This window comes from Niastella caeni (genome assembly GCF_004834005.1).
Classification (GTDB): Bacteria; Bacteroidota; Bacteroidia; order Chitinophagales; family Chitinophagaceae; genus Niastella; species Niastella caeni.
Genome location: NZ_STFF01000003.1, coordinates 110,994 through 131,829, shown reverse-complemented (window position 1 = coordinate 131,829; position 20,836 = coordinate 110,994). Strand labels below are relative to the sequence as shown.

At 42.5% G+C, this 20,836-nt stretch carries 14 protein-coding genes; 9 read left to right on the top strand and 5 right to left on the bottom strand.

The features are described from left to right. Positions 1-145 precede the first annotated feature (145 nt). Positions 146-3,469: a SusC/RagA family TonB-linked outer membrane protein gene (locus tag FAM09_RS12045; protein WP_136577369.1), complete on the top strand. Its 3,324-nt coding sequence runs from the start codon at positions 146-148 to the stop codon at positions 3,467-3,469. Between the two features lie 26 nt (positions 3,470-3,495). Next, a complete protein-coding gene (locus tag FAM09_RS12040; protein ID WP_136577368.1) occupies positions 3,496-5,079 on the top strand; it encodes a SusD/RagB family nutrient-binding outer membrane lipoprotein in 1,584 nt (527 codons plus the stop codon). A 236-nt stretch (positions 5,080-5,315) separates the two neighbouring features. On the opposite strand, the gene FAM09_RS12035 is transcribed toward FAM09_RS12040, so the two are convergent. Continuing rightward, positions 5,316-5,576, bottom strand: a complete 261-nt coding sequence (locus FAM09_RS12035) for a hypothetical protein (RefSeq protein WP_136577367.1) — start codon at positions 5,574-5,576, stop codon at positions 5,316-5,318. Between the two features lie 162 nt (positions 5,577-5,738). On the opposite strand from FAM09_RS12035, the gene FAM09_RS12030 reads away from it, so the two are divergent. Continuing rightward, positions 5,739-6,182, top strand: coding sequence for a hypothetical protein (locus FAM09_RS12030; RefSeq protein WP_136577366.1), 444 nt, complete (start codon positions 5,739-5,741; stop codon positions 6,180-6,182). Positions 6,183-6,290: 108 nt separating this feature from the next. Here the strand turns inward: FAM09_RS12030 and FAM09_RS12025 are convergent, their stop codons facing one another. The 4 genes from FAM09_RS12025 to FAM09_RS12010 form a co-directional block, all read right to left on the bottom strand. Further along, positions 6,291-6,626 (bottom strand): hypothetical protein, encoded by a 336-nt coding sequence (locus tag FAM09_RS12025; protein WP_136577365.1) that lies wholly within the window; start codon positions 6,624-6,626, stop codon positions 6,291-6,293. Positions 6,627-6,879: 253 nt separating this feature from the next. After that, entirely contained in the window at positions 6,880-7,665 is a 786-nt protein-coding gene (locus FAM09_RS12020) for a hypothetical protein (RefSeq protein WP_136577364.1), read from the bottom strand. A gap of 157 nt (positions 7,666-7,822) precedes the next feature. Continuing rightward, positions 7,823-8,098, bottom strand: a complete 276-nt coding sequence (locus FAM09_RS12015; protein ID WP_136577363.1) for an HTH domain-containing protein — start codon at positions 8,096-8,098, stop codon at positions 7,823-7,825. Between the two features lie 121 nt (positions 8,099-8,219). Beyond that, the gene (locus tag FAM09_RS12010) at positions 8,220-8,663 is read right to left on the bottom strand and encodes a MauE/DoxX family redox-associated membrane protein (protein WP_136577362.1); all 444 of its coding nucleotides are present in this window, start codon (positions 8,661-8,663) and stop codon (positions 8,220-8,222) included. 387 nt (positions 8,664-9,050) lie between these two features. Between FAM09_RS12010 and FAM09_RS12005 the strand changes: the two genes are divergently transcribed. From FAM09_RS12005 to FAM09_RS11980, 6 genes are all read left to right on the top strand, one after another. Further along, positions 9,051-9,635 carry an RNA polymerase sigma factor gene (locus tag FAM09_RS12005; protein ID WP_166437114.1) on the top strand — a complete coding sequence of 195 codons (585 nt, stop codon included), beginning with the start codon at positions 9,051-9,053 and terminating at the stop codon, positions 9,633-9,635. Between the two features lie 51 nt (positions 9,636-9,686). Then, positions 9,687-10,181, top strand: coding sequence for a DinB family protein (locus FAM09_RS12000; RefSeq protein WP_136577360.1), 495 nt, complete (start codon positions 9,687-9,689; stop codon positions 10,179-10,181). Between the two features lie 311 nt (positions 10,182-10,492). After that, the gene (locus tag FAM09_RS11995; protein ID WP_136577359.1) at positions 10,493-11,977 is read left to right on the top strand and encodes a hypothetical protein; all 1,485 of its coding nucleotides are present in this window, start codon (positions 10,493-10,495) and stop codon (positions 11,975-11,977) included. A 156-nt stretch (positions 11,978-12,133) separates the two neighbouring features. Continuing rightward, positions 12,134-15,661 carry a DUF5977 domain-containing protein gene (locus FAM09_RS11990; RefSeq protein WP_166437113.1) on the top strand — a complete coding sequence of 1,176 codons (3,528 nt, stop codon included), beginning with the start codon at positions 12,134-12,136 and terminating at the stop codon, positions 15,659-15,661. Between the two features lie 27 nt (positions 15,662-15,688). Further along, positions 15,689-20,317: a DUF6443 domain-containing protein gene (locus tag FAM09_RS11985; protein WP_208025550.1), complete on the top strand. Its 4,629-nt coding sequence runs from the start codon at positions 15,689-15,691 to the stop codon at positions 20,315-20,317. Then, positions 20,317-20,769: a hypothetical protein gene (locus FAM09_RS11980; protein ID WP_136577357.1), complete on the top strand. Its 453-nt coding sequence runs from the start codon at positions 20,317-20,319 to the stop codon at positions 20,767-20,769. Before FAM09_RS11985 ends, FAM09_RS11980 begins: the two co-directional genes overlap by 1 nt. Positions 20,770-20,836: the final 67 nt, after the last annotated feature.

Below are 20,836 nucleotides of genomic sequence, written 5' to 3'. Positions count from 1 at the left end.
TACCTGCGTATATATTGTAGTATATATAGTATAGCACAAGTAAACAATTAATGTTTTCATAAAATATCCCTAACGCAGGCTTTACAGTGCCTTGATAATTTTGTGGCCGTAAAAAATTCCGCTCTCCTCATCCAAAAAACTATTTATGGGGCCACACCTTGTTAAAAAAGCCGCGGCTTTTTTATGGTTACTTGTATTTCCTTTTTTAGTTCATGCACAACGATCAATTTCCGGAAAAGTGGTATCTGGTAAAGACAACCAACCGCTTGCCGGCATTTCTGTTTTTATTAAAGCCAGTTCAATTGGCACATCTACCAGTGCAGATGGCAGCTTTGTTATCAATGCAAAAGAAGGCAATGTGCTGGTGATAAGCGGAGTGGGTTATGAAATGAAAGAGATCACCATCACCGGCGACGATAATGTAACAATATCCTTGAACGAATCGTCGACCGGATTGAGTGAAGTAGTGGTAACGGCCCTTGGTGTAAAGAAAGAAGTTAAAAAGATCGGTTATGCTGTACAGGAAGTAAAAGGCGAGGACCTGGTGAAAGCCCGCGATCAAAACCCTATCACCGGGTTAACCGGTAAAGTGGCCGGTTTATCTGTAGGCCCATCTCCTGAAATGTTACGTAAACCCACCGTGTTGTTACGTGGTAATGAAATTACTTTATATGTGGTAGATGGTATCCCCATCAGCACCGATACCTGGAACATCAGTCCGGATGATATTGAATCGTATACTATTCTTAAAGGACCTGCCGCTGCTGCTTTGTATGGCAGCCGTGCACAATATGGCGCTATCCTGATCACTACTAAAAAAGGTAATAAAGCCAGGAGAGGATTTACGGTAGAATTCAATTCAACCAATTCGATCGATAAAGGTTTTCTCGCTTTCCCGCGCTTGCAGGATGAGTACGGCCCCGGCGCCAATGCTACCTATGCGTTTGGCAATGGAAAGGGGGGTGGAAAAAACGATAATGATTATGATGTATGGGGACCCCGCTTCGAAGGTCAGTTGATACCACAATACGATGGTGTATACGATCCCACACAAACCTACACTACAACATTCCCCGGCGGCAACAGCCAGAACTATACAGGAAATATAAAACCAACGCCCTGGGTTGCCCGCGGAAAAAATAACCTGGATCGGTTCCTGCGTACCGGTTTTCAATCAACCAACAATATTGCGTTGAATGCTACCGGTGAGAATTATAACATGCGCTTCTCATTATCGCATTCTTACCAGCAAAGTTTTATTCCCAATATGGATTTGAATATTACCAACTTCAATATGTATGGTTCTTTCAATCCTTCTCCCAAATTAAAGATAGAAGCCAACCTGAACTATAATCGCCAGTACACGCCTAATTTTCCCGATGTGGATTACGGCCCCAATAGTTTAATTTATAACGTTGGTATCTGGACCGGCGCCGACTGGGATGTTAATGCGCCTGACATAAAGGCCATCTGGAAACCCGGTAAAGTAGGTACGCAATCAGTATTTGCCGAATACCAGCGTTATCACAATCCCTGGTTTATGGTATATGAATGGTTGCGCGCACATTATAAGAACGATCTGTATGGATATGTATCGGCAAATTACAAGATCAACAGCAATATAAATGTAACAGCGCGTACCCAGGCTTCAACATACAATTTGTTGCGTACAGAACAAATGCCTTTCTCCGCGCATCCATACGGCCGCGAAGGCGCACTGGGTGATTATCGCGAAGATCATCGCAACCTATTTGAGAATAACACCGAAGTACAATTGGCCTATAATTACAACGTGTGCAAGTTTCTGAACCTCGCTGGTTTTGTAGGCGGTAATATCAGGTCATTTGCCTATAACTCAAACTTTACCTCCACCGACTACATGAATGTGCCGGGTGTTTATAGCTTCAGCAATTCCCTCAATCCGGTACAGGCCAGCAGCTTTGCATCTGACATGCGGGTATTCAGCGCCTATTATTCACTCGATGCCTCGCTTGATAGATATGCGACTTTTTCTGTTACCGGTCGCGTTGATAAATCATCGGCCCTGCCCAAAAATCGCAACAGCTATTTTTATCCGTCCGTTGCTGTATCATCTGTGTTATCAGATTATATACAACTGCCGGCCGCTATCACTTTCCTGAAAGTAAGAGGCTCATTTGCAACAGTGCATGGAGATGCTACCTCTTCCACTGTTGGTATGGCGCCATTCTCTACCATCTCTGCTTTAGGTAGTAAACCATCTGGTAATTCTTTATACGATTACCCCCTTGGTTATGGAAATAACTACCAGTCGCCCTATGGCGGACCCGACTATTCGCTCATTGCGGTGTATTCAACCAGTAAGCCGTATAATAACCAAACGGCGGCTGTATATTCCAATAACATGTACGACCCCGGCATAAAAACATTCAACCGCGTGAACTATGAAGAAGGATTTGATGTGCGGTTGCTGAAAAACCGGTTAGGCATAAGTGCAACAGCCTTTCAATATATAGATGGACCCCGTATTCTTCAAAACCCCGCATCTTCAGCCACCGGCTACAATTATTATTATCTAAATGCATTGAAAACACAAAAGACCGGGTATGAAGTAACATTGACCGGTACGCCGCTTAAGAAGCCGGGTGGATTGTTCTGGGATGTGATGGTGAACTGGTCAAAATTCCAGGATATATATAAGGAATTGCCGCCCGGTCAAACAGTGTATGCTACTTACTACAGAAAAGGAGACCGTGTAGATAAATTATATACAAGCGCCTTTGTAAAAGCAACCGATGGTAAGATCATTCATGATGCGGCCGGTAAACCATTGGCTAACCCCGTAGCCCAATTCCTGGGTTATCTGAATGCCGATTATCAATGGAGTATTTACAACAAGATCGGGTACAAAGGAATTACCCTCGGATTCCAGTTTGATGGTAGCGTAGGCGGCCATACAACCGATTACCTGCATAATAAAACCATGCGTGGCGGCCGTAATATTGAAACAGTGCAGGGCGCCCTGGGTGTTGCCCGCAAAGCAGACCACGACCGTGCCGGGGACGCCAGCTTTACAGGTATCTATGTAGGTGATGGCGTAGTGGTTTCCAATAGCGTTCCTATTAATTACGATAACGATGGCAATATCATCAACTATAAAGACCTGCAGTTCGCGCCCAATAAAACAACAACCCATGTGCAGGATTATGTAAGTAAGTATTATGGAATTGATGAAGCCAACCTGATGAGTAAATCCTATGCCAAACTGCGGGAAGTTACCCTTACGTACGACCTTCCGGCTACCTTGTTAAAAAGATCATTTATTAACCGGGCCAGCATCTCGCTCATCGGCCGTAACCTGATCTATTTCTATAAAGACAAACGGTTTAAAGATGTAGACCTTGACCAATATAATTATGGATTGGGTGCTACCGGATTACAATCACCAACTACCCGTCGTTACGGCGTGAACCTGAATATTGTGTTTTAATAATGATCAATTAAAAATTGTACAAAATGAAACTTACGCAATATATTCCTGTACTGGCAGTCGCTTTACTGGCTGTTACCGGTTGCAAGAAGTCGTTTGACGACATGAACAAAAATGAGAACAAACCAATTTCGGTACCGGCTTCTTTGTTGTTGAACGGTATCTTATACAATATGTACGAAGGGCCATCGGGTATGAAAGAGCGCTGGTGCCAGTACTATTGCTGTAACTATGACTATTATGGTAACAATCGTTATGATTTTGGGGCTGGAGATAACAACTATATCACGCTGAAGAATGTGGTAAAAATGCAGGAAGAAGCAAACAAAGGCGGAGCGGCTGAATTGAATCCCTATGCAGCGCTGGCAAAATTCTTCAAAGCGTATTTCTTTACAAAAATGAGCCTGGCTATGGGCGATATGCCTATGGCAGAAGCGTTGCTGGGTGCAAAAAATCTTACCCCGGTGTATGATGCGCAGAAAAATGTTTTCCTGCAATCATTACAGTTGCTCGACAGCGCCAATACCGACCTGGGCAAATTAATAGCCGCCAATGACGCCACCCTGGATGGTGATTTTTATTATGACAACAAATTAACCAAATGGCAAAAGCTGGTGAACACCTATCGCCTGCGTTTATTGATCCATTTAAGTAAAAGAACCGATGATGCAGACCTGAACGTGAAACAGCAGTTTGCTACCATCCTTTCTAACAAATTGAAATACCCGTTGATGGAAGATGCCAGTGATAATCTGCAATTCACGTATGTGCATCCTACAAATGATTATCCAATGAGCCCCGATAATTTTGGGTTCGATGCATTGCGTTATAATATGTCTGCTACCTATGTAGACTTGCTTACCCAGTTAAAAGACCCACGGGTGTTTGTAACTGCAGAACCTGCTGCTGCTTTGGTATCGGCGGGGAAAAGTCCAGCCAGCCATGACGCCTATGTAGGCGCCAGTCCCGGCGAAGACATTGGCGCTATGTATATCAAAGCCAACGGCGGACAATACTCGCTCATCAACCGCAGGCATTTTTATGAAACGTATACGGCGGAGCCATCGATCCAGATCGGGTTTGCAGAAATGTGTTTCAATATTGCAGAAGCCATTAACAGAGGCTGGGTAAGTTCAGGCCCATTGGGAACCGCAGAAGATCATTATAAAGCAGGCATAAAAACATCTTTAGCTTTTTACAATATACCGGAAAACGGCACTTTCGATGCCTTCTTTTTGAAATCAGGAAGCCCCGGCAGCGCCAATGTGGTGTACGACAAATACGCCATAACGGCAAACTTCAATACTTATTACACGCAAACTGCCGTTGCCTATGCTGGTAATAACGCAACCGGTTTAACGCAGATCCTCAACCAGCGTTACCTGGCCTTGTTCCGTCATTCCGGACTGGAATCCTATTTCACGTATCGCCGCACCGGAGTACCCAATTTTACAACAGGGCCCGGAACCGGTAACAGTGCGCGTATTGCCCTGCGTTTCCAGTATCCGTCTTCCGAAAAAACAGCCAATACAATCAACTACAACCAGGCGCTGAAAAACCAGTTCAGCGGAAATGACGATATCAATGGCGTAATGTGGATCATAAAATAAATGGGATGGAATGCACATTCGCAACCCTGTTATATAACAATTTGCGGCGTAGGGAAAGGCGACACAATAGAACCCAAGGTACTGGCGGCCATTCTGGCCGCCTTTCTTTTTCTCAATGGAGATAGTCACTTGATTGAAGCACCAGAACCGGGGGTATATATCATCAACGGTTTGGGAGGGGCTGGTATGAACCCTGTCGTTTGGACTGGCGGAAGAAGTAACGGCGCCATTATAATTTATTCAGCCACAGCAAGTTTCTCTTTCTTCACCGCTTTCTTTTTGGTGGCGGTTTTGTCGCTTTTGGGTGTTTCTTTTTTGTACAGCTTTACGATGTCAGCAGCCAGGCGCCTGCTAACCTTTTCTAACCGGTTTTCCAGCTTCTTTTCTTTTAACTGAAAGTCGGTAAGGCTACCGGAAAGCTTTTCAAATACTAGTTTGGACAGTTCTTTTTTTGTAGGTTTTTCTGCAGGTACTTGTTGCTTTTTTGCTTTACTCATGGAAGAAATTGTTTATTTATGGAATTAATATAAAGGTAATAATAGCTTAACATTCCCAATGTTAAGTTTTGCGGTTTGCCAAAAAGATAACATTGAAATAATTCGACTGTATTATAGTTATGTATACCTTGCCGCGGTTTTGGCCGATTAAATTAACTGCGCATGAAGTGGAACCTGATTAGTAACGCATCGCCCGGCATAAAAGAATATCATCTGATACAAGATGGTCTTGTATTGATAGTGATGAAGTATAGCCTGGAACAGCAATCGGTACGGATAACATATGAAGGAGGGCGCCAGGCGTTCTTTATGGAAAATGCCGGCAATACAAACCGGCTCACCTTCAAAAATGTGTATGGTGTTGACCAGGGAAAATTTTCACATAACAACCGCAGCAATACCGGTCGCCTCGAGATCAACAATGAAGTGTACGATTATCATATCGTAGATAACAACCAGCCCAGACTGATCATTCACCAACACAACAAACGGGAGCCATTGGCTGTATGTCAAATACCGGCGATCCCTGTACGACATGCCTCCATTCATGAACAGGCGGGTATTGTGCTGAGCATATGTTGGTTTGCTGTAAATGCACATCAGTGAGCGCACTATATGTGGCTGTGATAATATCCTTCCGCTTTCCCGTTTAAGAAAGTTTCCGGGAAATAAAACGCCGTCAGGCGTCTTTCGCTAAAGAAACCGTCTTATGCGTCAGGAGAGTATTGTTTCGCTGAGATTTTGCTTTACTTCCTCTTCTTCGAGGTGTACATAATTGGCAAATTCTCTTATGGATACATAATCCTTTTTCCGCCGGCCCAATGATTCGCGGATCGTTTGCAACAGCCGCTGGGCAGTGCGGATATTTATACCTAAAATTTTCGTGATATCATCTGTATGTATCACTAACCGTTTGAGTGGTTGTTTTGCTGAAGCGGGCGCTTTTTTGGCAGTTTTCTTCTTTCTACCTGCAACTTTCTTTTTGGGAGCTGTTGCCTTCTTTTTTACTTGAACGGTGTTTTTGGCAGCAACGCGTTTCTTTTTGGCCATGCTGTACTATACATTTAATGGTTAAGCCAATAGTGGCAGTTGGCTTACTAATCGGAGCATCGTGTACAAAACTTCCAAAGTACCTAAACCTGGAAGACTATTGATCTGGCCGTGTAAATTAAAATGAATTTTGAAATCAGGCAAATAAAAATGCAGAATACAGCTTTACGCTCCACGCCCCACGCGAATACAGCTATAAGCCAAAAGCTGTAAGCTGAAAGCCAATACAGTTTGCGCTAAGCGCTGTATTCCATTAGCACATTATCACATTGGCTGAACACCAATTCACCAGCAGCAATTCCCAGGTGGTAGCCACTTGCGAAAACTCATCGTCAATGCAATCGAAAGAGGGCAGGCATAAATGTGTAATATAGCCATTATCTACAGTGCCGTAATATTCGTAATTGTCTGATTGCAGGGCAAACCCGTTTTCAATAAAACGGTTACCCTTTAGCCGGAGATTCCCTATTTTTTGGGGCTTTATGGCGGCGCAAAAAGCGTCAAACGGGATGTTTGCACCCAGGTTGGCAGTCTGGTTGCGTATATGCATGGAATCATATCCCAGTAATGGATTAGAACCGCTTTCGGTTAAAAGAATGGGATCTATCAGGGCAAGTTCTTCCTGTATTTGTGGTAATGCGGATACGGGCAGAAACTCCATTTGCAGCCAGTCGTCCTGTGATATTTCCAATGTATAATCATGGTAGAGCAGATTAGTGGTCATCGCCGGTTGCAGCATGTGTTGTGTTGGCACATTATAACCTAACGGTGCGTCTTTTAATTGTTCATTATCCAGCACATGCAGGGTTAATTTTTTAAATATGGAAAAATCGTCGGCCCTCACAGGGTTGGCCTGCACCACCCGCCATACATGACCGGCAATTTCCAGTGTAACAGGTTTATCAAACGCAGAAGGTAATTGTTCAAGGCCAATTTTATATTTCCCGACCATTTTGCCCGTAATACCGTTGATGCAGGTTACATTGATCTTTCGGGGGAATAACTGCAGGGCAGCGTCTAATACTTTTGCGTAGTTCATTGAATAATTTGAAAATGTGAAAATTTGAAAATGTGAAAATGAAATACAGGATGCTGCTTTAGGCCACTCGCTACAAATTCCGAGCAGGAGATGCAGCCATTATATTGTATGTCCATGCAGCTTGAAGCTGTTTGCTACTTTCTTATTTCTCTGTTTATTATTTTTCATTTCCTGAATAATCTTCCATCAACGGCTTTAATTTGTCTTTGGAAAAGAACGCGATTACAAAAAAGCCATCTTCTTCATAAAAATAACTTTCGCGGTAGCTGTCGAATTTAATAGGGCAACCCAGGCCTTTCATAAAATTGATGTAATCGTAAACGCTTCTTTCAGATAGATTTAATCGTTCAGCTAATTGGGCCGGTGTGCCGGTACCCCTGATACGGATAAGATGATCCAGTTGGGAGAGCCGGTTAATAATATCACGTTGCATATCGGGTGTATTTGTGTGGCGTGGTTTAAGCGCCACCGGATAAGGAATCGGTTTCTGGTCGTTACATCAGGGACGTAAGGGGCCTTTCCGATAATTGTAATTAACAGTGATAGAAGGTGATTTATGCCAGTGCAGGTAAATTCGCCGACGTTCGTCGCTTTTTTCGTTGCAGGTAAATGCCGTACCCTGATAGCACGACAAATGCGCTATTGAATACTATATGCGCATTCCACGACATGTTCTCCAGAATGCCGCCACAGGAGCAGGGAATGTCGCTGCCCGAGAGCAGCATGGCCGCTATGTATACGGTGAATGAAGCCATTAATACAAAGGAAGCATACAACCCCATTAGTCGTAATGCCGGTATCAACAACATTCCGGTGATGAGCAATTCACTGGCCGGTACTGCCCAGGCCAGTATACCGGCAATGGGTGCAATAAAAGGAGATTCTGTAAGTCCGAAATGAAAATTGTAATAGTCGAGCAATTTTGTAGTAGCTGCGTACACGAACAGGATAATGATCAGGATGCAAATGATCATAATAGCCGCGTTACTCTTTTTCATAGCATTGCAGGTTCTTAATGTTGAGGAATAAGGTTATTATCCCCGTTGTACAACGGGTTATATAGCTACAATCATTCTTCCTTAAATAATTATTACGGTTTCAGGTTGTTCATCAGGACGGAATACAATAGATGACCGGTACATTCCAATGTGAGATGGAATGGTATTTAAAAAATTACTAACCGGATGCAAATGGGAGGTTAAAAGGAGTGTCGGGAGCTGGCCTTAACCTCTTCAAGCTTATTACTCCATAATAAAATTACTAAGAAATGTCATTTTCCAATGTTAAGTTTTTTGCCTGAATATGCGTTTATGTATATGTGTTCATATTTAATTAACAGTACAATTTTATCACGTTACTATAATTTGCACCTCACTGTTATAGTTATGTGGAAGGATCGACCATCTACACCAGAAACCGGTTCCTCCAATCCTGATGAACAGGTATTTAATGAATTATATCATCAGCATTGGGAGTTATTATTCAAGCTGGCCTGTAAAAAAACAGGTTCGGCCGAGGATGCCTATGATATTGTGCATGACCTGTTCGCCGATATCTGGCGTGCCATGCCTGCGCTGCCGGATGCTACTGGTGCCAGGTCTTATCTTGTTGCCTGCTTATATAATAAAATATTTAATTATTTCCGTTCAAAAGGTCTGCGGGAGAAACATTACAAAAACCTGGAAGTATTTTTAACGCAACAGACTATTGCCGATCCCAACAACGTGCTGATGCAGCAGGAACAGGAACAGGAAAATATGCACCAGGCAATTGAAAAAGAAATTACCGGCATGCCAGATAAAATGAAAAGGATCTTTATCAGGAATTATTATCACGATCAAACCATCGCCCAGATAGCCGGTGATCTGTCACTCTCCAGGCAAACGGTAAAAAATCAACTTCACATCGCTTCAAAGCGCTTGCGAAGGGTTGTTAAACAGCTTGCCATACAGGTGTTCTTTTTTCTGTAATTGGGTATATATATTGGTGACAAAAACAGTATATTGCCATAAAGAACTGGCATGAAATACTCCATCAACGACGGATTTCCTTACTACATTGAATTGTTAGGTGATAAAGATTATAACCAATTATTTGTTTCAAAAGAAAATCTCAACCTGCTCAAATCCCTTACAGAAGAGAAAGCGGCATACCGCTATGCGCCGGGCAAATGGAGTATTAAACAAATAATAGGGCATATGACCGATCACGAACGCATTATGACCTACCGGGCGCTTCGCTTTAGCCGGAAAGATAAAACCGCTTTACCTGGTTATGACCAAAACACCTTCGTTGACAATAGCCGTTTTGATGAACAACCGGTTAGCCAGCTAATAACCGATTTTGAAAACGTCAGGAACGCCTCTCTCAGTTTCATCAAGTCATTATCCAAAGAACAATTGGCGCTTACGGGAACTGCCTGGAAATATGAGTTGACCGTGGAAGAATTTTTGAAAGCCACTATTGGTCATGAGGTGCATCATATGGAGATCATTAAACAAAAGTATTTATCCTGAATCTAAAGCAAGTAATATTTCTGTTTTTTCTGTTGGTTTAAGGTTCAATAAATAATTGTAACGGAGAAATTATTCTACCGCTACAGAAAATAAATTTCGATTAATAATCCAACCAGCAGAATTAAGTATGGTCAGGCTTTTCGTCTTTCAAACTATGCTTATTGGCTTCCAGCTACATTTTTTCTACACACTTATCGCCCAAATCTACACGCTTATTGGCAAAACAGCACGTTTATTAAATTGGTTGGTGGTATTTTATAATCTGACATACATTCGTGTCGCCACAACCAAAACAACCAAGGCCTGCATTTATGAGAGTGCTTCAATGTCTCCAGCTTATTTGTATGTGCGTGCTGTGCAACCTAATAACCGTTGCCCAGAATTCAAAACCCACTGTTGATAGTCTCATTGATTTACCTTCCTCTTATTTTTCCAGGGTCCAAAATAAATATGCCAACCTGGATGACCGGTTGACCAAACAAACGGAAAAGTACCTCCAGCGGCTGTTCAATCGCGAGAAAAGAATACAACGAAAATTAGCCAAAATAGATTCCACCGGTGCGCAGCAATTGTTTGCCAACTCTGAAAAGCAATATGCGCAATTGACCGGTAAAATAAAGTCTGTGGGAAATAAATTGCCGGGTGGCAGTGGCGCCTACTTACCCATGCTAGATTCAGTAAAAACCAGCCTGTCGTTCCTTGAGCAAAACAGCGGATTACTATCTAAATCGAAAGACGTACAGGAAAAAGTAAAAGGGTCGCTTACCCAGGTAACCCAGTTGCAGTCGAAGCTGCAGCAAACGGAGCAGGTAAAAGCCTTTATTCAGCAGCGTAAGCAGCAACTTAAAGAATCATTGAGCAAATATACCAACCTGCCCAAAGGGATAGCTAATGAGGTGGCCGATTTCAATAAACAGGCCTATTACTACAGCGCACAGCTCAAAGAGTATAAAGAAATGCTGAACGACCCCGATAAGATGGTCCAGAAAGGATTGTCGTTGCTCAATAAGCTGCCGGCGTTTACCCAGTTCATGAAACAGCATAGTGAGTTGGCCAGTTTGTTCAGGCTGCCTGACAATTATGGTACGCCGCAAAGCCTGGCCGGACTGCAAACCAGGGCGCAGGTAAATCAGCAAATTCAAACCCAATTGGCCGGCGCCGGTCCGAATGCGCAGCAATATCTGCAACAAAATCTGCAGGCGGCACAAACGCAGTTAAATCAGTTAAAAGATAAAATAAACAAGCTGGGCGGCAGTGGCAGTGGTGATATGGAAATGCCCGACTTCAAGCCCAACAGACAAAAGACAAAATCTTTCTGGCAACGCCTTGAATATGGCACCAACTTTCAAACAGCAAAGAATAATTTTTTTCCCACCACTACCGACATGGGTTTATCGCTAGGGTATAAGTTAAACGATAAAAGCACTGTAGGCATCGGCGCCAGTTACAAAATGGGATGGGGGCAGGATATTAAACATATTGCCATCACGCACCAGGGTATGGGACTGCGTTCATTCCTGGATATAAAGTTAAAAGGCAGCTTCTTTGCCAGTGGTGGATTTGAATATAATTACCAGCCATTAAAAGCCGATAGTTTATCCACTCCCTCTGCCGGAGTGCATTGGGATGAGATCTCCAACTGGCAGAAGAGTGGCCTGGTTGGCATCAGCAAGATCATTTCTATAAAGAGCAAATTCTTCAAGAAGACAAAGTTGCAGTTGCTGTGGGATTTTTTGAGCTACGATCAGGTGCCGCGCACACAGCCTTTGAAGTTCAGGGTAGGCTATAATTTTTAGAATAGGTAAAGACAATGTGCTGGCTATTGAATAGTACATGCCAAATGAGCTGGGTATTGATGCTACACTGGCAAACAACAAATGAAAAATTAATAGTTTTTATATAGCATGGTTTTTAATAAATGCGTAATTAATTTCTTATTTATACCTGGTAAAATGAAAAAGGCAAGACTGGTTTTATTATCATGTTTATTATTTGGCGCCGGTACCAAAGCCATTTCTCAAGCGGCGGCAGATGCCATAGCACACCCAACCGTTATTCCGCCTTCACCCGAGGCGCAGGCGTTTGCGAAGTATGGGGAGTATCCTGTTGATTACAGCACGGGGGTTCCGAAAATTGATCTGCCAATATATGAGATCAAAAGCGGTAAACTAAGTTTGCCCATTTCCATTTCCTATCATGCTTCGGGTATACGCGTTAACGATGTTGCCAGTGTGGTTGGGCTGGGTTGGCGCTTAAATGCCGGCGGGGGCCTAACCCGTACGGTGAAAGGACGGCCTGATGAAAATTCAGAAGGTATTTTGCGGCATTTACACCCTACTAAAACTCAAATCGATAACACTACCCCGAGCTCAATCATGTTTTATGATTTGCTTAGGTCGTCAAGAGGTGCAAAGGATAACGAATCGGATAATTATTTTTATTCGGCTGGTAACAACCTCTCCGGCCAGTTTGTATATGATCATTTGCTGAATTTAACAGCGCTTTCTGCTTCCGATGATGAAATTATCCGGCACGACAATCCTGGTAACCTTCCCCCCGGATATTGGTATGAGGTAGTGGGATCCGATGGCACCAGGTATATATTTGATCGTAGAGAAGCTACGATATTTGATGCAGAATCATATCCATCAACCTGGTGGCTTTCGAAAATTGTATCTGCAGATGGTACGGATATTATTACTTTCGAATACGAAACTTCAATAAATTATTATAACGATAAACAGATTAGCCATTCATGGCAGTATGATATCAATTCCGCAAATGGCGGATCGTCGGGTTCGATGATTAGCGCCTCTTCCAGCATTAATTATCCTGTATATCTTAAAAAGATAAAATTCAAAGAAGGGTACATTAGTTTTGATTATGCGGAAGACAGGTTGGATGTACGTGATACCAGGTTGGCCGCTATCAGCATTTATAAAGGTACAGAAGTTGCCCCTTTAAAAAAATACCAGTTTGTGCAATCTTACTTTTATTCGGGCTATGCGAATAATAAATACAATTACAGGCTGAAATTAGACGCATTGAACGTATATGATGCCAACGGGGTCTTATCAGGTTATAATACTTTTTCTTATAACGAGGATAAGATATTGCCGCCATATTTTGGTGGTACAGATGCTTTCCAGCACCCGTCTTATGCCGTTGATTTTTGGGGATATTATAACGGTCAACTGCAAAATCACCATCTTATTCCCTACCTGCGTTCTCCTGATATTGCCGCTAACAGAACACCCAATGAGACCTTCGCGAAAGCATGTATATTGAATAAAATTACCTATCCCACGGGTGGTTATACTTCTTTTGAGTATAAAAGCAATGTTACAGGTGAGCAATTCGGCGCCCCCGAAATATCAGGCGGGCTTAGGATTTATCGCATTATATCAAAGGCTGATGACGCTTCAACACCGGTGATCAAGCGATATGAATACACGAATGATATGTTGTATATTGATATGGATGCTTATGGAAAGTACAGCTATCTGCAGAATATTACCTGGGTAAATACTTCGAACTGTATCTCATATATGTCTAATTCTACAATTTATGTAAGCAATCCCATAGTGTCTTTGCAAAACCATAATGGCAGCCCGGTGCTTTACCAGATCGTAGATGAGTATACCGATGGCATTGCGGGAAGCCTTAAAACAACTTATACTTATGAAGCACAGCGGGATATCGTTTATCCGGTAATCTCTGAAAGATATCAGAATCAACATTTTCTGGACAGGTCATGGCGAAGAGGGCTTTTAGGTGGCGTATTTCATTATAAGTTGGTGAACGGAAAATATGAACTGGTAAAATCTACCTCCAATGTATACGATGATTACCGTGCCAAGAGAATCGTAACGGGAACGCTGGTGCAGGAAAAGAATCAGCGACCCTCCACTGCATGTGGTGGTGACGGGTATGCCCTGGGCGCTCCTATGAGTTCCTATTTCTATTATTTCGATGACTCCATAGAGGTCGGCGCCATGAAATTGGTCCGTGAGTATAACGTGGAAAAAGATAAAGATGGTAACGTAATTGTAACTACTAAGAATTTCACTTATTCATCACCCGATCACGGATTTCCGACTGATGTTTATTATAATAATAGTCATGGAGATGAACGAAAGACCCAAATGAAATACCCGCATGATTTTGCCGGCATTGCAGTATATGATGCAATGATTGGCAAACACATTATTTCGCCGGTAATTGAACAGCAGAAATATAAGAACAATAGCTTTCTCGAATCTACAAAAACCAATTATAATTTCTGGGGAACTTCACTAATTGAACCACAAACTGTTGAAACCAAAACATTCAATAATGCCGGGGAAATCAGGCTTCGGTTCCACTCTTACGATAATGAAGGGAATATAACATCTGTATCAAAAGAGAATGATGTGAAAATAGTGTATGTATGGGGGTATAATAATACGTACCCCGTAGCGGAGGTAACAGGTGCATCATATAATGACGTAATAGGTGTATTGAACCAAAGTATTCTTCAGAACCCTTCCGATGATCAGGCCTTAAGGACTGAGCTGAACAAAATACGGGTGAATTTCCCGATAGCCCTTGTTAAAACTTTTACTTACAAGCCATTAATTGGTATAACCAGCCAAACGGATGCCGGAAACCATACTACATATTATGAATATGATGCGTTTGGCCGGTTGGTTTTAGTTCGTGACCAGGATGGAAATGCAATAAAAAAAATATGCTATAATTATGCAGGTCAACCAGAGAATTGTACAGGCGCCCCTATTTACATAAATGCGGCTACTGTAGGCAGATTTACTAAACAAGGTTGCAGTACCGGTTATTCAGGGAGTGTTGTATCCTATGGAGTAGCGCCGGGAAAGTATACTTCAACTATTAGCCAGGCAGACGCAGACCAAAAAGCGATGGATGAAGTGAACGCCAACGGTCAGTCGCATGCAAATGCAGTTGGTACATGTACGCCCACAGTATATTATAATGTAGCCAAATCTGGTTACTTTGTACGACAAAACTGTGGAGCAGGTTATACGGGCGGTGGATATGTATATTCTGTGCCCGCCGAAAAATACAGCTCTCTTATTAGTCAGGCATATGTAGATCAACTAGCGCAAAACGAAGTAGATGCCAATGGTCAGGCCGGTGCTAATCAGTATGGTGCCTGCAATCCTATTCCTACAATAGTTGATGTTAAAAACAGCAACTTTACTTCGAAAACATTTACGGCAACCTTTACCAATACGTCTACTGGCACCGTTTATCAATATACGTTGGGGCCTTCCGGCGGAGGCGTACTGTTAGGACAGATCCCTGTAGGTACGTATAACATAACCATAAATGTTACACCTGCCGGCGGAAGTGAATTGTATGAGTTCTATATCGGAAGCGCACACCAGGCTGGAATACATTCTTTTTCAGCATCTGATGTATACCTCGATTACAGCGGAACTATAGAAATATCTGACTATTAGTAACCACCTTTTCCTAAATAACTAGTTATGTTTAAAATTCCGGCTTTTCATATTGCGATTGGAGTTGTATTTGTTATTGGCAGCCATTGCGCATTTGCTCAACAACAAAATCGTCCGGTTGCGCCTGTTGCTTTTACGCCAAATGTAGCCCCGGTTCCTGTTTATGCGGGAGGAATAAAGGTGAACTATATACGTACCTGGGAAGCCAAGGGGCCTGTTACAGATCCTAATAGCCTGGTGAATGCAACCTATCAGGATGCAAAGCAAACCACGCAATATGTTGATGGACTAGGGCGCCCATTGCAAACCGTAAGCCGGCAAATTACCCCACAGGCAAAAGACATGGTGGCGCCTGTAGTGTATGATGATTTTGGACGAGAATCATTCAAGTACCTGCCGTATGTATCCACTGATAATAACGGCCTTTTCAAAATGGATCCGTTTAATGCACAAAAGGCATTCATGCAAGTGCAGTATGCCGATGAGCAGGTATATTATGGTAAGATCGATTATGAAGCATCCCCGTTAAACCGGGTGGTTAAAACTATGACGCCTGGTGATGCCTGGGCCGGTAGCAACAGGGGTATAGCTATAGATTATCAGGTGAACACGGCGGCTGATGCCGTGCGCATCTGGAATATTGCCAGTGATCCGTTAACCTATAGCCAGCATGATATATCTACGAACATTCCGTTTATTTCTACTAATTATGGGGCAGGGGAGCTATTTAAAACTATTACCACCAATGAAGCGGGTAATAAGGTGATAGAATATAAAGATAAGGATGGGCTGGTGGTGTTAAAAAAAGTGGAGTCAGGTGATAATACAGCCGTAGTGACGCCTTCTTCCGGATTGCTGGCAGACCTTACATTAACCGGCCTTCAAACCGGTTTGCACCAGGCATATAACAGCATTACACTTGATCTTGAATTTGTATCTGATGGTAATTTCACGGCAGAAATTGTGAGTGCGACAACCATCGAAACGGCGTATGTTGGTTATCTATGCACTTACTATGTATATGATGATCTGGGCCAGTTGCGTTTTGTGATCCCGCCAAAAGCAGTGGCGCAGTTGCTGACCAACAACTGGCAACTGACGCCAGATATCATTAATGAGCTTTGTTTTCGGTATGAATATGATGCCAAAAAGCGCATGATCGCCAAAAAAGTACCTGGCTCCGGCTGGGTATATATGGTATATGATGTGCGCGACCGGTTAGTGTTTATGCAGGATGGTAACCTGTACGGAAAAAGTCAATGGAAAGTAACCCTATATGATGCATTGAACCGGCCTGTCATAACCGGTATAATGGCCGGTTATAGCGGTAACCCGACTGCATTACAACTGGCTGTAACAGCGCAAACCACCAGTGACAACGCAGTTACCATTGAAGGCATAACCATAAATAAAAACCCAATTCCATCAGGCGCTACCTTCACTGCACTGACTAAAACTCATTATGATTATTATAGTTGGACCAATAAAACATATACGACTGCATACAATAGTTTATTAGATGCCGGTTCTAATTTACATGCAGTAGCCATGCCATCGCAGGCGCATACAACAACTATTTCCCTGATCACTGGAATGCAAGCAAGAAAAATTGTGGATCCTGATAACCTGGCTGCAGGCGACTGGCTTACAACGGTCAATTTTTATGACAACCGCAACCGGGTGATACAGGTGTACCAGGAAACCCACAAAGGAACTGATATAATCACCAACCGGTATGATTTTACCGGCAAAGTGATCTGTGCCTATCAGGATCATACTGGTCCAGGTGGAACACCCGCCAGTGTTCACGTAAAAAGCAACTTTACATATGATCATGCCGGCCGGTTACAGGAAGTGTGGAAAACGATCAATGATGATGCGAGTAAAAAAACGCTGATTGTTAAAAACGAGTATGATGAACTGGGACAGATGAAAAACAAACAGTTGGGCCACAAAAAAGAACTAACCGGTAACTATACTGCTCCCACTAATGATCCTATTGAAGTATTGAATTATTCTTACAATATCCGTGGTCTACTGACCGGCATCAATAAAGCGTATGCGAATGGGACCAATATAGTGAATGGGCTGGAACCCTGGTTTGGCATGGAATTGAATTATGACAAAGGATTCCAGATAAATCAATACACTGGTAACATTGCCGGCGCCAAATGGCGCAGCAAAGGCGATGGTATACAGAGAGCCTTTGGCTATTCCTATGATCCATTAAAACGGATATTAGGCGCAGACTTTTCTCAGTTTGATGGAACAACTTACATCGATCATCCAACTATGAAGTTTGATATAGTGATGGGAGATGGACTTACCGTTTCATCGGCCTATGATGAGAATGGCAATATCAAGGCTATGAAACAATGGGGCTTGAAATTGGGTAATAGTACGCTCATTGATGATCTGCAGTATGAGTATCATAAAAAAGGTAATAAACTACGATATATATCAGATAATGCGGTTGATGCCTCGGGGGTAGTTGGGGGAAGTTGGGGGTTAGGCGATTTTACAGACAATAACAAGAATAGTAACGATTATGGCTATGATGCCAACGGAAACATGATCGCAGACCTGAATAAGAAAATGGCGGGCCCCACTGATGTTGACGTAACTGGCGGGGCGATCAGGTATAATCATTTGAACCTCCCCTGGCAGATACAAATAGGCGGAGGTAACAAAGGGACCATTACGTTTATTTATGACGCCAATGGTATAAAGTTGCAAAAAATAACTTTTGATAAAGGTGCCACAGTCAAATATAATAATACCGATTATACCAGTGATATTACCACCACTATCAACTATGTTACCGGCATGGTGTATGAAAGCAAAACATATTCAAACAGTAATTTAGTTGCATTAAATTATACCGACAAACTGCAGTTTATAATTCAAGAGGAAGGTCGCATCAGGTATATAGAAGCAACAGGAACAGCAGCGGCCCGGTTTGAATATGATTATTTTGTAAAAGACCACCTGGGTGATGTGCGTATGGTACTATCGGAACAAAAGGAGCAGTTTGGATATATGGCTACCATGGAAAACGGCGCCGGTAATGCGATACGAAACCAGGAAAACCAGTTATTCAGTAATCTGGCTGCCAGTGAGTTTTCAGCCCAAACTGCAGGTTATCCGGTTGGCGGTTCGGCAACAGATCCTAATCTGGTTGTAGCAAAAGTGAATGGGAGCAGTCAGAAGAAAGGGCCGGCCATTGTATTAAAAGTGATGGCGGGTGATGTGGTGGATGTAGGGGTTAAATCTTTTTATCACGACCAAGCCAATCCGGGAGGGACCGTTAACGTATTGAACGATATTCTTTCCTCACTGGCAGGTGGTATTGTATCTGCCTCAGGTGTAACAAAAGGAACCCTGGCTGAATTAAGTGATCCCGCTTCCAGTCCATTATTGGGAGCTTTAAGTACTTTCCGGCAAAATAAAAATCAGGACATACCTAATAAACCCAAGGCATACCTGAACTGGGTGCTGGTTGATGAACAATTTAAATACGTAGGTACCTTTCCTCAAAGTAATGCCATACCGGTAGGTGGAGCTGAACAGGTAAATCCTCTGGCATACCCTGGGATCAACATCACTAAAAACGGCTATTTATTTATTTACGTAAGCAATGAAACCGAATACTGGGATGTATACTTCGACGATCTCGCAGTAACCCATTATCCCGGACCGTTACTGGAGGAAACCCATTATTATCCCTTTGGGTTGACCATTGCAGGCATAAGCAGCCAGGCAATAGGTAAACTGGATAATAAGAATGAGTATAATGGCAAGGAAAAACAGGAAAAAGAGTTCAGTGATGGTAGCGGGTTAGACTGGTATGACTATGGCGCAAGAATGTATGATGCGCAAATTGGTGCCTGGCATGTTATTGACCCTATGGCCGATAAGTATGCACCGGTGTCTCCTTATGTTTATGGCATTGATAACCCGATCTCTGTTATTGATCCCGATGGCCAAGATGTAGTAGTATCGTACCGGGATGAAAATGATAAGGAACAGAAAATCACCATCTCGTCGATAAAAGATATCGAAAAATTAAAAGATATAAATAATAAATTTGTTAAGGCTGTTTACGAAGCATTTAACTACCTTAAGGACGACAAAGTATTTCAGGAAGCGGTTACTACAGATAAAGCCACTGCATTAATTAAATATCAGCCACACTACCAGGGAATGGCAATTCCGGATGTCGGTGATAATGGAGAAACCTTAGTTTTATGGGATCCAAGAGTTGGAAGTGCGATATTATCGGATGCTACAGCACAAAATAAAGATATTACCAAACGGAAGGTAATTGGAACCCAGTCTCCGGCGTTAGGGTTGCTGCATGAATTAGATCACTTTGTAGAAGAAGCTTTGCATCCGGGAGAGTATGATAAGAATCGAAAAATTCCGGATAAAAATTACAGCAATAAAGAAGAAAAAAGAGTTATTGAGGGCTCGGAAACCAATTTTGCAAAAGCGCATAAAAGTAATGGCGAAACTGTAAGCACTAATCATTTCAATTTTGCTATTTATACGGCCGGGCCTACTTCAACAAAAATGGTGGGTCTGCCACCTACGGAAGCACAAATGTTTGAAGCAGCTGGTCAAAAGGGCCTTCCTAAAATACAAAAAGGTAATTAATGAAAATATATCTTTTCATCATATTGTTTACAGGGTGGTATACCCTTGGGTATGCCCAGGATAGTGCCGCACTGTACTATATCCCGCTTCAGGCAACAACCCATGCTAACGTTGATTTTTATTCAATTAATAGAAATGCCGATCCTTATCCTATCAGCGACCGTGTATTAATAGGCCAGTTGAAGGGAATCATAGAAGATAGTTTAAAAGGGAAATATGTTGGACGCGTCCATAAGAAACATACTTACGAATTAAGAATTGTAATGAATATTTATCACGGTAGTAAGCTGGTAACGAGATACGGAATCGCTTATATCGGCGAAAAAATGATCTTAAACAATAAAATATATTCTATCGAAAACGTTCGTTCTCTGGAGCGGTTTATAAAACAAAATTTTAAACCGGTAACAGATAGGCAGAAAGGATTGTTTTTATTCCCGCGTGATCTGTGAATCAAATAATCCCGATGTAAAAGATCAAAACGTCATTGTTACAAAAAATCGTCGGCCCAATTGTGCC